Below are 14,621 nucleotides of genomic sequence, written 5' to 3' on the forward strand. Positions count from 1 at the left end.
GCGACGCCGGAACTCGGGAGGGTGAGGTGCGGGCACGAAGGACATCCTTCCTGATGATCAAGGGTGACCTCAGGCCAAGTGTCCGGAGAACAGGGGGAAGCTCAGTTCGACCTGCGGTTCGTTCACTTCATGACTGGTGGCGACACCGTAAGCTCGAACCCCTACTGGGACATCGTTGAACCGGCCGTTCACACGAGGGCCGCCGGGTGGTGAACGGTGGCCACCCAAAGGGCAGCGCGCGGCTCGCCTTCGCGTAGATCCTCTTGCAGGCGTCCTACGCGTACGCGATTCCTGCCCCACAGAGCATCGAATGGATGGCGGGCTTCTGCGCTGATGCCCGATCGTGGGACTCGGTGCCGGGCGAGGGTACTGGGCCGCACAGTTGGCACACTCAGGGCTGACCGTTGAGGCATACGACTCGGCACTGAGACGTTTGTGGGCCTTCCAATGTCTGGCACCCCGTGGGCGACCTGGCCGAGTTCGCGACCCGTGCCCAGTCGCGCTGTCCGATACTCCTCCCACCGCGCCAGCGTCTTGGGCAGCTGCTGGAAACGTCGTACGGGGACAGGCCTGTGAAGCCCGCTCTTGATGAGCACACCGTCGTTCATCCTCAGCACCATGGCCGCAGAGATGCAGCCCTCAGCGGGCACATCCCACGACCTACGTGGCCAAGGAATCACATAGTGGGTTCCTCCCGGAGCAAGGTGAGCAGCCAGAAGCTCGAAGGCCTGCGGCTTGGTAGAGCCTGAGGTCTCACGCAACAACTCGATCACGGTGGCGGTGTCGACGGCGCGAACAGCCCGAAGCGCCTTGGGTAACACCGTTCCGTGATCCGGATCTTCTGCCACAGGCCAAGGAAGTAACCACACGAGAATCAGCCTGCCATGGACTGGATCAGCGGAGGCGGCGACGTTGCTGGCAGCGTTGCTGTCACAGACACAAAAATGCCCCGGAGCGGTAATCGCTTCGGGGCTTCTCTGCTGTTCAAAGCTGGTGGTCAGGGGCAGGGTCGAACTGCCGACCTTCCGCTTTTCAGGCGGACCAACCACCCGAGCTGGAGGATACTCCCTCCAGGATCAGAGGTGATTGACGTCGGTCGAAGAGTGCTGATGGTGCAGCACGTTGTCGTCAGCGCTGTCGTCAGCCACGCCGCCCGGTGGCAAGGCCCGACGGAGGAGGGCCGCGACAGCCGATCGCCCCAACCCCCATGGTGAGAACCGAAGTCGGCGATCGTCACGGCCTTGACTCAACACTTCATTACGAGTGAGAACACGATCGTCCAGGGCCGTCCAGGGCCGTCCAGGTGAGGCGACGATGCCTGCTCAAGGCGACCTCGCTGTTGGGCACTGTCCACCAACATCCGTGATCGTCCAGGACTGTTGTTAGCAGCTCCGTTAGCAAGATTGGACCTCAGCCCTCATGCTTGCTCAGTCTCCGTCGCCGGCACCCATGCAAGGCTCACGCCTTTCTGTTGGATCTCACGGGTGTCTCGTCCCTGCGCCCATCGCTGGGCGTACGGGCCAGACTCGACCACGACGCCGTCATGCATCCAGTCCAACGGTGGCGCGGTGCGTGGACTACCAGATGAGGCCGTTCCTAAGACCGTCATCCACGACCGGACTGTAGCGGCGGCGTACGACAACCCAAGGGGAAGGTTCGCGTGCGTGACCATGTAGCCGACAGATTTACAGCTCGCGGACCAGCCACAGCAGGGCGATCGTAAGGACGGCAATGGGTACGGTGGCGGGAACCTCGGCGACGAGGACAAGGGCTGGTTGACTACGCCAGCGAGACAACGATCTTAATGATCACCTCCCGAAACTTGACGACGATCGAAGACAATCAGAAAACGCGTGTACGGCACATCGCCCTATGCGATTATGCCCTGGTGACTCTAGTGTTCAGCTTGCACAGTAGATACACCATGTGGCTTGTGGCCGACCGGCGACTGTCATACGGCGCGAACATACCGCCCATTGACGATGCCGTGAAGATCCTAAACCTTGAGACCACTGACGGGGTTGGCCTGCTCGCCTACGCGGGGTTAGGCGCCACCTCTCAAGGTACGCAACCGTCCGAATGGATGAAAGGTGTCCTGCGCGGGCGCGGAGGGTTAACCTTCGAGCAAGCCCTTGGCGTTCTCTCATCTGCGGCAAATAGGGAGCTGCCCAGGCATTTGATTGGCTTCCCCAAAGGGGCTAGTAGATCACACTCCATCATTTCCCCTGCCTTTATTCGAGGCGTAGGAGCCAGGCTCTACAGCATTGACACTGTAATCGAAAATCGAAAAACATATCACCGATATACAAGCCATCAGCACATAGACAGACCAGGATCACCATGTCTCCGTCTTGCTGCCGGCGGCACGGGCGCCGGACACCTCAACAAGATCGCCAGACAGGACGTGCGATGGAGGCGTGATCTGTTGGGGCTCCTTAACGCACATGACCACGGCAAGATCTCGGATTACTTAATTGCCGATCGACTGGCGAAGATTAGCTACGAAACCCACCAGGCTGTCCCTGCCACGGTTGGCCCACGATGCATCGTCGTCTGGCGCCGCCGACAAGATATGCGGCAGCCCACATCGGGTGGCGGTCATCAATTCTATACCGGAACCGATCGCGATAAAATTTCAGACGCCATTCCAACGATCACCAACGGCATAGATATCCAGTCCATAGCCGGAATCTTTATGGATCATTTTATGGAGAAGATCTCCGAACATGGTATGAAGCTGACCGATTCGGAGCTCGACACAGCCAAATTAAATCGACTTCTAGCCAAGCTCCCATCTGAGCCGGACGAAAAGCTTCGTTGACGCCGATACGGCGGAGCTGAGGGGCGCGCGATTGTCGAGGGGGACCTTGCCACAGAGGTAGGCGCACACGGCCCGTACCGATCCCACCCGAACTGGTGGCCATCCTCCGGACGCGCGTCGATGCACACGGCACGGCCAAGGACGGACGGCTCTTCTGGACCAGGACAGACGGCGTGATCTCAGTCTCGGCCTACGCCAAGATCTGGAAAGAGGCCCGAACCTACGCGCTCACCCCCGACCAGGTCGCCTCTCCCCTGGCGGGCAGACCATACGACCTGCGGCACGCGGCCGTCTCTCTGTAGCTGAATGCCGGCGTCCACGCACCTGAAGCGGCCGAATGAGCCCCACGGGGTAGACATCATGCTCCGGGCCTACATCAAGTGCATCGACGGGCACCGCGAGGTGCCCAACCAGCGGATACAGGGTGCGGTGGCCGCGTGAATGATCGATCGAGGGATGCTGGCCCGATGGATCTCCCAGCGGAGCTCAAAGATCGTCTGGCCGATCTCAGAGGTGATCTCCTTTGGGGACGGCTCCTGGGGAGCGTGACGGACGCCGGATGGCTGGCCTGTGAGCTCATCGAAGCTGGTCTGGATACGCCTGCTGTCTGGGAGCTCGCGGGCCACGTGTTGTCCATCGGGCCCATGAAGGAGGTTGAGCCGCTGGTTCGCCAGGTACTCGCGGAAAGTGGCTTCCCGTCCATCGATCTCCAGCGCGAGCCGTGGGCAGTCGCTCACGATGTGGCGCAGGGCATAGCGGAGGGCACACTCCCCATCGGCAAGGGCGCCGACTTCTTGATCCTTAAACTCAGAGATAGATGGACCACCCCCAAGGAGATCTGGGAACTGATCCTCCTCATCGACGACTGGGAAGCCCTGCGTGGAACTCCGCCGACTGACGACGAGCTCCGACAACAGGCACGCAAGATCGCCGATGCCGCAAAAGGGTGGCGCAACGCGAAGGCTGATCAGGAACCGTAGAGCATGGGAGTACCTTGCCGGCCAAGAGTCTGAGATCACTCCGGGAGCCTTCGTCGTGCGCCAGAGGCTCATCCCGCACACGTCTCGAAACTTGGCCTCGACCTGGGGAAACGTGGCCCCTTTCATCCTGCGCATATCCCGTGACCACCGACAGACAGGGGGCTCTCGGCGGCCTACAGCTGCATGTGGGTTGGGCACCGCAGCCATGCAAAGGACCAGCTCAGACGGTGTTTGAGCTGGTCCGAAAAAGCGCGCCCTGCAGGATTCGAACTTGCGACCGTCGGATTAGAAGTAGATCGCCGTTGTCGTCCCGCACAGGAGGGTTGACCTGCTTATTCGTCACCGGGTGCGACGCCCTCAAGGTTGATCATTCCGCGCATACTCCGGATCTTGCTTCCCATGGCGTGCCACGCTGGGGGACATGGCCAGTACGTCGGTGCGTAGGGTTCTCGCGGTCAAGCCGGACGGTCCGTGGTTGGTAGTTGTTGACGGAGCGTGGACTGTCGAGTCACCTAACGCGGGAACAGATACTCCCTTCGAGAGATCGAGGATATGGCTCTTTCCGCTGTTGGAAAGATCACGGGATGAGGTAGAGAGCGAGGCCAGACAACTCCTTGGCCCCAATGATCCGAACCTGACCGAGGCTCTGCAGGCGGTCGTTCAGCGCGGCCTGACCGCGTGGTCGGACTACTGGCTCTCACGAACTCTGGCATGGATAGTGGCTGATGAGATTGAGCTTTTCGCCGAGCCTATCCGGGAGATCGCCCTCGGACATCGAGGTTCCCAAGCCACTCAACACGCTGCGAAGCGACTACTAAAAGAAAATGGGCTTTGGTCAACCGACCATCGCCGGCCATCGTAGCCAGTTGGATGATTGCAAGCGTGCTGCTTGGATCTACTGCTTCGCTGTCAACGGCCCTACAGTCCTTCCAAGGAGCCTCCGTGGTTTCTCCTTGGTGACCCCCTGATGGGCACAACGGGCACAGAGCTGGTTGCCCCTCCCAAACCGCATTACCAGTTCGGGGGGCCATCGTTCAGGACGGTCCCACCTGGATCAACGCCCGTCGGCCAGTCTTCCTGGAGCAGGCTGATACGGCGGCGAACTGCAACCCGACTCGTCCACACCCGGCGGCCTCTAGGAGTAGATGCCCCGCCATATTCCTCGAGGGACTTCGTGAAGTCCTCGGGACATGCCTCGCCCCTCCGCCCGGCCGCAGAGGCTGAATGCCTCACGCCGGCGCCCTTCCCTCGCCTTACTGGTCCAAGAGCCCAACCACCAGCTCGTCAACCTCACTTGCATAGGGTCCCTGCGCCAGCACCTTCCGGACGTCCTGCCGTAGGCTCACGAAATTCTTGCTCTCGTCGAGGTCAAGAGCGGCCACGAATCCGGCTCCTAGCCCACCCAGGGTGGCGAGGCGTGCGTGGACCTCGTTGCTTGGGTCGTAGAGAGGGATGGGTAGCTTCCACACGTGCTTGTCGATGTGCCGCTCGTCCTTGCCGTATGACATCAGGGGGCGAACAAGATCCGTCAGCTCAGGACTGTTCAGAATAGCGCATAGAAAATAACCCTCCGATCGACTGGCGACCGTTCCCCAATACAAAGTATGGTCGATGACCGCTGTGGGGTCATCGACCAACGCGGCCGAGATATGCATGCCTGACTTCGCGTAGACCACGCGAAGTGGCGCAGCAGGGAATTGCCCAGTAAGGCCTTTGCGGAAATTCAGCCGCTCCGTCAGGGTGAGGCGCTCACTGGAACGGTGGTCATGCCAGATCTTCTCGGCTTTCCGCCACCAAGAAGCAAGATCCGGGTACATGTCGATCCGGGGGTTATCTCCATCCAGTAGTTCATCGCCCACCAGCGGGATCACTGCTTTTCGAGGAGGTAGTACCCGATAGGGGAGAATGCTCTCCCCTAATAAGGCAGGCCAGACGAACTCGCTCTCCACCACCCTTTCAAAGGCGGGCATGAATTTCCACGGCTCCTTCTCCGTGCTGCTGCGCTCCGAGACCACATCAGCACGTCCTGCCGGCAGCCCCAGCGGTCCAGCGGGCTGCTCGATAATCATGAAAACGACCCTCGGAGTTATTGTCGCCCCTTCAAGGAAACGCGGTTTATATGGGGACTCCAAGAGATCATTGGTGTACCGCGCGAGAGTGGCCGACTCCAGGGTTAAAGCTTGGGCCACGCCATCCCAAGTATCGCTCCCCTTAGGGAGTCTTCCGGTCCATCGGATGGTTGACGCCGGTAATGGCGTTGCGCCATCCTCCATCCCGGTTCGTCGTCCGAACACAACAGACCCACCGCGGGGGAAGAAGTGCGGGCGCAGGCGGCGCAGGTCCCAGGAGCCTGTGAACTCAACGGTGGTGACTTCGGACGGATCCGCGTAGTGCCCGGAACGGAAGCCCCCAAAGTAGCCGCGGTCCAATGCGGCATTCGGCAGCACAAAGGCGAACTTCCCATCGGTGCTCAAGAACTGCTGCACGGTACGCGCCACGAATAGGCCGGATAGGTCCTGGTGAGTGGCAACCTCCCGGCCGTGCCATAGCCCTCGAACCTCGCAGAGTTCTCGGAATCTCTCCTGCAGCTTCTTAGGCATTCGCCGGTAAGCCAGCCAGGGCGGATTGCCTACCATCACGTCCACCCGATTCTTCGGCCTGCTGAGCCACATCGGGCGGGCAAGGTTGCGAACGTAATAGCTCCAGATGTGGTTCCGGCCGATGTCGTGGAGGTGGCACAGGTGACGGAAGCTGTCTTTGATCGCATCCTGGTACTGGGGTTCGATCGCCATCCGATTGAAGAGCGAGACCAGTGACGGAACCGTACCTGTTGCCCGCGGGGAACCTGCCAGCGCTGTGAGTTCCAAAATCATGGTGTCAAAACGACCAACGTCGTCGAGAAGCCCCTCCGGGAAGTTCAACTCGTTACCGAAAAGCTGGTCGCCGGTTGTCGAAATGACCAGATTATCGCCCGTGAACAGGTCAACGTTCTCCTGCCGCCACTGCATGCTGTCGCCCAAGTAGACCGGGACGTGAATACCGCGACGGTTACCCGTTAGCCGCTCAGGACCGATTGCGAGCACATAAGTGACCCTGGCAAGAGCGACAGCAACGGGGTGAAGGTCGAGCCCATACACATGGCGTGTCAGGCCTTCGAGGGCATCTGCGAGCGAAAGGCCATGCTGTTCAGCTGTGGTCAGATAACGCCGGACGGCGTGGAACAAGAACGTCCCAGACCCACATGAGGGGTCTAGGACACGCTGGCCAAGAGGGTTCGTGACCGCCTCGGAGACGATTCGCTCGGCGAGCCAGTCGGGGGTGTAGTACTCGCCCAGGCTGACCCGTGTCTCCGTCCCGATGATCGACTCGTAGAGGACCTTAAGCACATCGTGGTTCACCTGCCGCCAGTCGAATCGCGCGAGCCGTCGGGCAAGCGAGCGGACGAACGAGTCTCCACCGGGGACTTCCAGAACCCAGTCGAAGAAATCCTGTTCCACGACACCTGAAATACGGGCGCGTTTGAAATGCTCCCCGCTCAGCAAGCTGGCTGGTTGGAGACTAGCGACGTCAAAGCCCAACACCAGGTGCGCGATGATTTCGGCACTGTTGACCAAGAGCGTGTGCTCCAGAAACAGGTCAGTGTCGTCGGTGAACTGCGTGCCTAGAGCGCTCCCGAGCAGCTGCGACCAGAGCTGGCGCTTGAGCTGGACGGTCGGGAGCTGCTCATGCTCTTCGTACAGGAGGTGCAGACTGGCACGGTCCAGCATGTAGGAGGCGCTGTCGGCACCAAGGCGGTTCCGGATTTCGAATGGCGTCGGTGGCACGTTCTGCCGCGTAGCGAGAACGCCCTCCAGCCAGGAAAGCAACGCGCCCAGATCCGGACGTCCGGTTTTCAGGACGTGCGTTGTCACCTCCTTCAGGACATCGTTGTGAAGCCGGTAAGCACGCCACTCCGCCCCGTCAGTCAGGATCCCTACATACTGCTGCCCGGTCTCACGCATGCGCATGGCGATGTAGTCGCCGAGTTGGATCTCGGCATCGCGGACAACGGCTTCACTCGTGAGGCTCTTCTTGACCTCGATGACGGTGTATCCGACCTCGATGTCGATCCTGCGCCGGTTCCCCACCTGCGCTTCGAGATGAACTTCCAGATCATGCTCGGCGAGGTCTAACCCTCCGGTCAGAAGGATCTGGCGCACGTCGGCCTGAATGGTTGCCTCGCTGCGGACCCGTTTGCGGTCAGCGAGACGCCGTAGCAGGTCCTGAAGGTCTTCACGCTCAAGGTCGGACGTCGCGGGCATCTGCACCTATTCACAAGTCAGGTCGTGCACGGGGCCGGTCACTGATGTATCGCTTGATCCGAGCCGTTAGTTTCACACCTTTGGCGAAAAGATCACCCCGGCGGTAAACGTGCCGGGCTTCACAGGCGCGACAGCACAGACCTCATGCCACGCAGACTCGACGCCACGCTGTTCGGTGAGCCAGGGTGAGGAACGAACCCTGGATCGTCGATCGCCCCCAAGCACATACGGCGACCAGCCATGCAGTGGCGATCGTAGGGCTGCATCTGTGCGGCGGCGCGGCAACCCCGGCCGGTGCGTTCGGTTGGTACGGCGGGGGCGGCGTGCGGTGCCCGGCCCGGTGTCCCGCCGCCGTCCGGGACCGGCCCCCAGGCCGCACGCCCGGACGGCGGGCGGGCGGAGGGCCGGGGGTACGGCGGCGCGCCGCGCCGCCGCCTGATCTCCTATGAGTGCAACCCAGCAATGGCTTTGGGACTGCATGCCCTCAGCGACCTGCTGTTTGGGCAATTGTCGTCCGGCCGCCGCCTCAACATGCCTTCGGTTCTAGTTGCTCGCCATGGCGCTGATAGCGCGTGGGCGGTGCTGGCCGCGACCGGCCGAAGAGCCGCAGCGCGGCCGGCGACCGCCCTACGCGTGCCAGACCGCCGCAGGCGGGCTGGCCTTGAAACCGTAGAGAAAGTTCTCATCCGGCTGTGAGGCAACCCATCTGAACTGCGGTTTCGTCGACTTCTCGCCTCAGAACAGCTCCGGTTGATGCTTGACGCCGTTGGGTTGTCATAGCCAGTTGATCCCCCCAAGTGCCGTCCGAGGTACGGCTGTTCAGGGGCCAGGCATGACTAGTGTGGGGACACGATTGAGCCCTTGCCTGGCTTTGTGGTGATCAGCTCTCGTTCCCTGAGTGCTTCCATCGCCTTGCGGATGGTCACTCGTGCGACGCCGAACTCCTCCTGCAGCTTCACCTCGGAGATGAGGGTGAGGGGCGGGTAGGTGCCGTCGCCGATGCGCTCGGCCACGACGTTGGCTATCTGCTCCCACTTGTAGAGCCGCGGGTCCCATTCGATCACGGGACGACTCTAGGTATCCCTGCACCTAACGGCATAGAACAGGCATTGCTAGGAATGCTATAGACAGGTTAAGACAGGCTGGGATAGGTTGCGGTCATGGCGATGGTGAGCGGCTGTTCGGAGCCCCTCCGGGTGGGGCTCCGTTCGGACGCTTCGGTCTGCCGTTCCGCGAGGATGCGCTGTGCGGCTGGAGACGGCTTCCCGCTCACCAACGCCTGTTCATCGATCGGGACATCCGCGAGCACTGTCGGCACTGCGACGGCGATCGCGCGTTACGAAGGACGGTGAGCCCAGTGACAGAAGTCGGAGACCTTCACGGTGCGCACCCTGCCTCACCTCGACCTCATGCGGTGTCGGTGAGGTGGCTCCCAGCCGAGCAACGCCCCGATCGCACTCGGGTCCTGAACTACACATGCGAATGCCAGTCGCCCGTCTTCGAGCATTGCATGGCCGGCGGGCAGAGTTTCATCCGGCGCTACGACCGGTCCGCCCCCTCCCCGAACATCGTGGAGAGCCCGCGCATGCGGGTCGCCGATGCCATGACGTTGTGGCGACAACTCATGCGCGGGGAAGCGAGGTAACGACGCGCAGATCCGGCGAGCCATGCACACGTAGCGTCACTTTCTAAAACCGATCAGTGACGAGCGTTTCCGCAGGTCGAAGGCCGACCTGCGGTTTCGCATGCCCTCCGACTGGCAGTTTTGCTGCCAGTGACGCAGGTCACCCGTCTTATCGTCGAAGCAGGCGACGACGAGAAGGAGGGGCGGCGACGTGGCAACAGAGTACGTGACGCAGGGCCAGCGGATCGCGCGGGCTCGTCACCGCAAGGGCTGGGATCAGGCAACCCTCGCCGAGAAGGTCGGCCGATCTGTCTCCTGGCTGTCGAAAGTGGAGAACGGACGGATGCCGCTGGACCGGATGAGCGTCGTCGGGCAGCTCGCCGAGGCGCTCGGGGTGGAGGTCGGCGAGCTGACGGGCCAGCCGTACCAGCACGAGACGACGGAGCTCGACTCCGGGCACGCGGCCGTGCCGGGACTTCGGCTCGCGCTTCAGCAGGCGTCGTTGCCCAGCGGGATCGGGCTGCCAGCGCGCGGGGAGCCGCGGACGTTGCAGGAGCTGGAGGCGAACGTCCGCCTGGCCGAGCATCTGCGCCAGGACGCCAAGTTCACCGCCCTCGGTGAGGTGCTGCCCAGGATCCTCGCCGACCTGATCGCCATCATCAACAGCTCCTCGGCCGATCGCGACCGGGCCGAGGCGCTGATGCTGCGGGCCTGCCACATGGCGCGGGTGTCGTCGAACCTGCTGGGTCACCATGATCTCGGCTGGACGGCGGTACAGCGCGAACTCGTGGCCGCACAGCGCGTGGGCTCGCCCGATCTGATTGCGGCGGCGAGCTGGGACCTGTGCGGGGTGTGGCTGCACGAAGCGCAGCTCAACCCGGCCAAGGACGCGGCTCTGTCGGCGTTGGACCAGATCGAACCGTACGTGAGCGGAGACGACACGATCAAGGCGATGTGGGGTGCCCTGCATCTGCGGGCCGCCGTAGCGTACTCCCGGCTGTGGGACCAGCGAGAGGCGGAGAGCCACCTGGGCGAGGCCCGCCGCGTCGCCGAGGTCCTGCCGCGGGACGGCAACGCGTTCCAGACGCAGTTCAACCGGGTCAACACCACCATTCACGCCGTCGAGGTCAGCATGGAGCTGGGCCGGCCTCGTGAGGTCATCTCGCGGGCCGAACACGTCGAGATCGCCGAGATCGCCTCGTCCGAACGTCAGGCTCACTACTGGACCTGCACCGCGGCGGGCTACCACATGAACAGAAAGGACAACGAAGCCGCAGACGCTCTGCTCCGTGCCGACCGGATCGCGCCTCAGCACGTCCGGAACCGTCCGTTGGTCCGCAACATCGTGCGCGACCTGCGAGACAGCGGCAAGCTGCATCGTCAGCGCGAGATTCTCAACCTCGCCAAGGTGATGCGGCTGCTCTGAGCACGACGAACGGAGGGCTATCCGCGCAATGGCTCCTCACCCAGCAGGTAACCCGGGGACGCTTCGGCGTTCTGCCTACACGATGGGGTGATACGTGGGTCTTAGCGAGACTGAACGACAGATCCTGCTTCGCGAGCTGGCGGAGATCGCGGTCGACCTGACCGAACTCCAACGGCGTGCGACCAGGGTCTCTACTCGGCTTGATCAGAGCGAGTCCGAGCGTCCAGCTCGTCCAGCCTGACCGTCAGCTTGTTCATGTGCTGACGGATCTCGCGCAACTGCTCGGAGATGATGCGGAACTCTTCGCTGTGCTCGCCAGGGGCGGGGACGGCCTCGATGTCGTCAGGGGTGCGGGTGACGAAGCTGCCCGCCCCCTGGCGGGTCTCGATGAGCCCTTCGTCGCGGAGTACGGCCAGGGCGTTGCCGATGGTCATCATGGCCACGCCGTACTTCTCGGACAGCTCACGCGCTACGGGGAGCTGCTCTCCCACTGCATACCGGCCTGAGGCGATATCGCGCCGAATGTCCTCGGCAATCCGCAGGTACGGCCGGCGCCGGTCAGTGGTTGCCATGACTCAACTTTAGCGGTTCTAGATGCCTAGGTCTCTGGGCAACCTGTAAGGAATCTCGAAGCGATTTAGCTATCTCGGTTTACAGAGCTAGATACCTAGGTATCTTTGTAACTAGCACAGTCACTCTGAAGGAGACCAGCTCTCATGCGCACCATCCCGATCCCTGTCGACACCTCCAAGCTCGTCATCACCTGTGTGAAGGCACCGAAGCCGCGCCTGGTCAACAAGGACACCGGCGAGATCAAGACCGACAAGAACGGCAACACCGTCTACGAGATCACCGTCTCGGTGGAAGACGAGTTCGGCCGGATCGAACTCGTCAAGATCGGCACTTCGGGGGAACCCCCGATCGCCGCCGGTCAGCAGGTCAACCCGTCCGGCATGGTCGGCTACGTCTGGGAGATCGCGGGCCGGTGGGGCATTTCCTACCGCGCCGCCGCTCTCCTACCAGCAGACACGGAGCCGCTCCGTGTCTGACACCACGCTCCTCGTGCTCGGAGTCCTGGCCGCTGCGGTGGCCGGGCTCTGGGCTTGGCGCCGCTGGCACTACCCGTCGTTCTGGCTCGTGGCCGCCTTCCCGCTGGTCGCGATCAGCGTACGGGCCACCTGGCGCAAGGTCGCCCTCGGCTGTCACCTGACCAAGAAGCGGCAGCGCTTCTGGTTCACCACCGTCCCCGGCCTGGTCGCCTCGACCGGCGTCGTCCGCGTCCGGCGCAAGTGGCAGCGCATCGCCGTGGACACCAAGCCGTTCATGTGGCTGCCCAAGCCCACCCGCTACGGCTGGCGCGTCACCCTGCACACCCTGGAAGGACAGATCCCCGCCGACTACGCCGACGTCGCCGAACGGCTCGCCCACTCGTGGGGCGTGCACGCGATCCGCGTCTCGTCTCCTCGTCCGGGACGGGTCGTCCTGTCCGCCACCGTCCGCGACCCACTCGTCCGGGTCGAGACCCTGCCGACCTCGCCCGAACTGCTCAAGGTCACCGTGGGACGTCTGGAGACCGGCGGCCCCTGGACCATTGACTTCAGAACCGTCCCGCACTGGCTCAACGCCGGAGCTACCCAGTCCGGCAAGTCCAACCTCGCCAACGCCCTGGTCCAAGGGCTGGCTCCACAACCGGTCGCCCTGGTGGGCTTCGACCTCAAGGGCGGCGTGGAGTTCACCCCGTACAGCCCACGTCTGTCGGCGCTGGGCACCACACGAGGTGAATGCGTCGCACTGCTGGATGACCTCGTCGGCCTGATGACCGGCCGCATGGCCCAGTGCCGGGAGGCCGGCGCCCGCAACATCTGGCAACTCCCGGATGATCAGCGGCCTGTGCCCGTCGTGGTCCTGGTCGACGAGCTGGCCGAGCTGTACCTGATGGCCGACAAGTCGGAGAAGGACGAGATCGCCAAGACCTCGACGGCACTGCTTCGGGTGGCTCAGCTCGGCAGGGCGTTCGGCATTTACCTGTTCTGCTGTGGCCAGCGCATCGGCTCCGATCTCGGGCCCGGCGTCACCGCACTGCGCGCTCAGTGCTCCGGCCGCATCTGCCACCGCGTCAACGATCCCGAGACCGCCGCCATGACGCTCGGTGACCTCGACCCCGCCGCACTCGCCTCGGCTCGTGCCATCCCCGCCGAGACACCAGGGGTCGCCATCGTCGCCTCTCAAGACGGCCAGTGGTACCGCGCCCGCTCCTACTACGTCAGCGAACAAGCCGCCGAACTCGCCGCCTCGACCTACGCCGACCGCTCACCCGTCTGGGCCGACGTCGTCGCCGGCCACGCCGCCCAGGTGAGCGACACCGACCTCGCCGAGTTCCTCAACTCCATCCCTGACCCACGAGAGGCCTGAACTCCGATGCGACGCCTCGCCCACTGGCTGCTCGACACCGGCCCCGTCCTCGTCCTGGCCCTCATCGCCGGAGCCGGGTCCTTCACCCACATCCGCGACACCGCCAGCGACCACGGACAGTCCGGCTGGATGGCCTGGGCGATCGCCGTCTGCATCGACCTCACCTGCGTCATGGCCGCCCGCGAGCGGCAACGCGACAAGAAGACCGCCCGCGTACGACGCGGCCTGATCTCCTGGCCCGTCCTCGTCCTGACCGGAGGCATCGTCCTGTCCCTGGCCGCCAACCTCCAACAAGCCGACCCGACCGCCTGGGGCTGGATCACCGCCGCCACCCCCGCCGCCGCCTTCCTCGTCGCCGTCTCCATGCTCGAACGCCGGACGTCCGGCCCGCGTCCCGACTCGTCCCCAGACGTCTTCAGGACGTCCCCGAAAAACGTCCCCGCGTCCCCTCCGCGTCCTGATGCACCCGTAGCTGTCCCGCCCGCAGACCGTCCCGCCCTCGTCCCCGCCCAGGACCGCCAGGACGAACACCCCGGACCGTCCCCGGCACTCGTCGACTACGCCCGCCGCGTCGCCGACGAACACCACACCCGACACGGCAAGCCCATCACCCGCGACGTTCTCCGCGCCCGCCTCGGCGTGTCCGAGCAACTCGCCTCCGACCTGCTCCACACCCTGCGCACCGTCCCAGAAACCACCTGAAAGGCGCACCACCATGAACAACGACCGAGACGCCCTCATCGCCGGACTCATCTCCATGGCGGGCTTCCTCAAGGCACACCCTCAGATCCCGACCTCAATAGCCCCCGTCACCCTCCGCGCCTTCCCCGACAACGGCTCCGACGACGACATGCGCACCGAGGTCGACAAGGTCGCCGCCCTGATCGGCACGGAGATCGACCCCCACCACCTGCCCCATGACCACTACATGACCGGCATCGGCTTCGGACCGGTCCGCTACGAGTTCATCGCCATCCTCGCCGCCGCCCGCGCCCGCCACGCCGCCGATGACAGCTACCGCGGCTGCATCCAGATCGACACCACCCAGGAGCCCTGA

11 protein-coding genes and 1 tRNA gene are annotated in these 14,621 nt (G+C 63.4%); 8 read left to right on the plus strand and 4 right to left on the minus strand.

Annotated elements, in window-relative coordinates:
• Positions 1–991: 991 nt before the first annotated feature.
• Positions 992–1,065: transfer RNA gene (locus tag IEZ27_RS48010), tRNA-Phe, on the minus strand.
• A gap of 757 nt (positions 1,066–1,822) precedes the next feature.
• On the opposite strand from IEZ27_RS48010, the gene IEZ27_RS48015 reads away from it, so the two are divergent.
• The 3 genes from IEZ27_RS48015 (at position 1,823) to IEZ27_RS48025 (ending at position 3,801) form a co-directional block, all read left to right on the plus strand.
• Positions 1,823–2,821, plus strand: a complete 999-nt coding sequence (locus tag IEZ27_RS48015; protein WP_189653354.1) for a hypothetical protein — start codon at positions 1,823–1,825, stop codon at positions 2,819–2,821.
• A 173-nt stretch (positions 2,822–2,994) separates the two neighbouring features.
• Positions 2,995–3,123, plus strand: coding sequence for a hypothetical protein (locus tag IEZ27_RS55195; protein ID WP_268246131.1), 129 nt, complete (start codon positions 2,995–2,997; stop codon positions 3,121–3,123).
• A gap of 165 nt (positions 3,124–3,288) precedes the next feature.
• Positions 3,289–3,801 (plus strand): hypothetical protein, encoded by a 513-nt coding sequence (locus IEZ27_RS48025; RefSeq protein WP_189653355.1) that lies wholly within the window; start codon positions 3,289–3,291, stop codon positions 3,799–3,801.
• A 1,253-nt stretch (positions 3,802–5,054) separates the two neighbouring features.
• On the opposite strand, the gene IEZ27_RS48030 is transcribed toward IEZ27_RS48025, so the two are convergent.
• Complete coding sequence (locus tag IEZ27_RS48030) at positions 5,055–8,102, minus strand: N-6 DNA methylase (protein ID WP_189653356.1); 3,048 nt, start codon at positions 8,100–8,102, stop codon at positions 5,055–5,057.
• Between the two features lie 836 nt (positions 8,103–8,938).
• A complete protein-coding gene (locus IEZ27_RS48035; RefSeq protein ID WP_189653357.1) occupies positions 8,939–9,166 on the minus strand; it encodes a GntR family transcriptional regulator in 228 nt (75 codons plus the stop codon).
• Between the two features lie 771 nt (positions 9,167–9,937).
• On the opposite strand from IEZ27_RS48035, the gene IEZ27_RS48040 reads away from it, so the two are divergent.
• A complete protein-coding gene (locus tag IEZ27_RS48040) occupies positions 9,938–11,152 on the plus strand; it encodes a helix-turn-helix domain-containing protein (RefSeq protein WP_189653358.1) in 1,215 nt (404 codons plus the stop codon).
• A 191-nt stretch (positions 11,153–11,343) separates the two neighbouring features.
• On the opposite strand, the gene IEZ27_RS48045 is transcribed toward IEZ27_RS48040, so the two are convergent.
• Complete coding sequence (locus IEZ27_RS48045) at positions 11,344–11,724, minus strand: GntR family transcriptional regulator (RefSeq protein ID WP_189653359.1); 381 nt, start codon at positions 11,722–11,724, stop codon at positions 11,344–11,346.
• A 144-nt stretch (positions 11,725–11,868) separates the two neighbouring features.
• Here IEZ27_RS48045 and IEZ27_RS48050 point away from each other — a divergent pair, with 144 nt between their 5' ends.
• From IEZ27_RS48050 to IEZ27_RS48065, 4 genes are read left to right on the plus strand one after another with little or no spacing between them, the layout of a single operon-like run.
• Positions 11,869–12,201, plus strand: a complete 333-nt coding sequence (locus tag IEZ27_RS48050; protein ID WP_189653360.1) for an SCO3933 family regulatory protein — start codon at positions 11,869–11,871, stop codon at positions 12,199–12,201.
• Positions 12,194–13,564 carry an FtsK/SpoIIIE domain-containing protein gene (locus IEZ27_RS48055; protein WP_189653361.1) on the plus strand — a complete coding sequence of 457 codons (1,371 nt, stop codon included), beginning with the start codon at positions 12,194–12,196 and terminating at the stop codon, positions 13,562–13,564. Before IEZ27_RS48050 ends, IEZ27_RS48055 begins: the two co-directional genes overlap by 8 nt.
• A gap of 6 nt (positions 13,565–13,570) precedes the next feature.
• Complete coding sequence (locus tag IEZ27_RS48060; RefSeq protein WP_189653362.1) at positions 13,571–14,266, plus strand: DUF2637 domain-containing protein; 696 nt, start codon at positions 13,571–13,573, stop codon at positions 14,264–14,266.
• Between the two features lie 13 nt (positions 14,267–14,279).
• Positions 14,280–14,621: a hypothetical protein gene (locus tag IEZ27_RS48065; RefSeq protein WP_189653363.1), complete on the plus strand. Its 342-nt coding sequence runs from the start codon at positions 14,280–14,282 to the stop codon at positions 14,619–14,621.

The organism is Nonomuraea spiralis, assembly GCF_014648435.1.
Classification (GTDB): Bacteria; Actinomycetota; Actinomycetes; order Streptosporangiales; family Streptosporangiaceae; genus Nonomuraea; species Nonomuraea spiralis.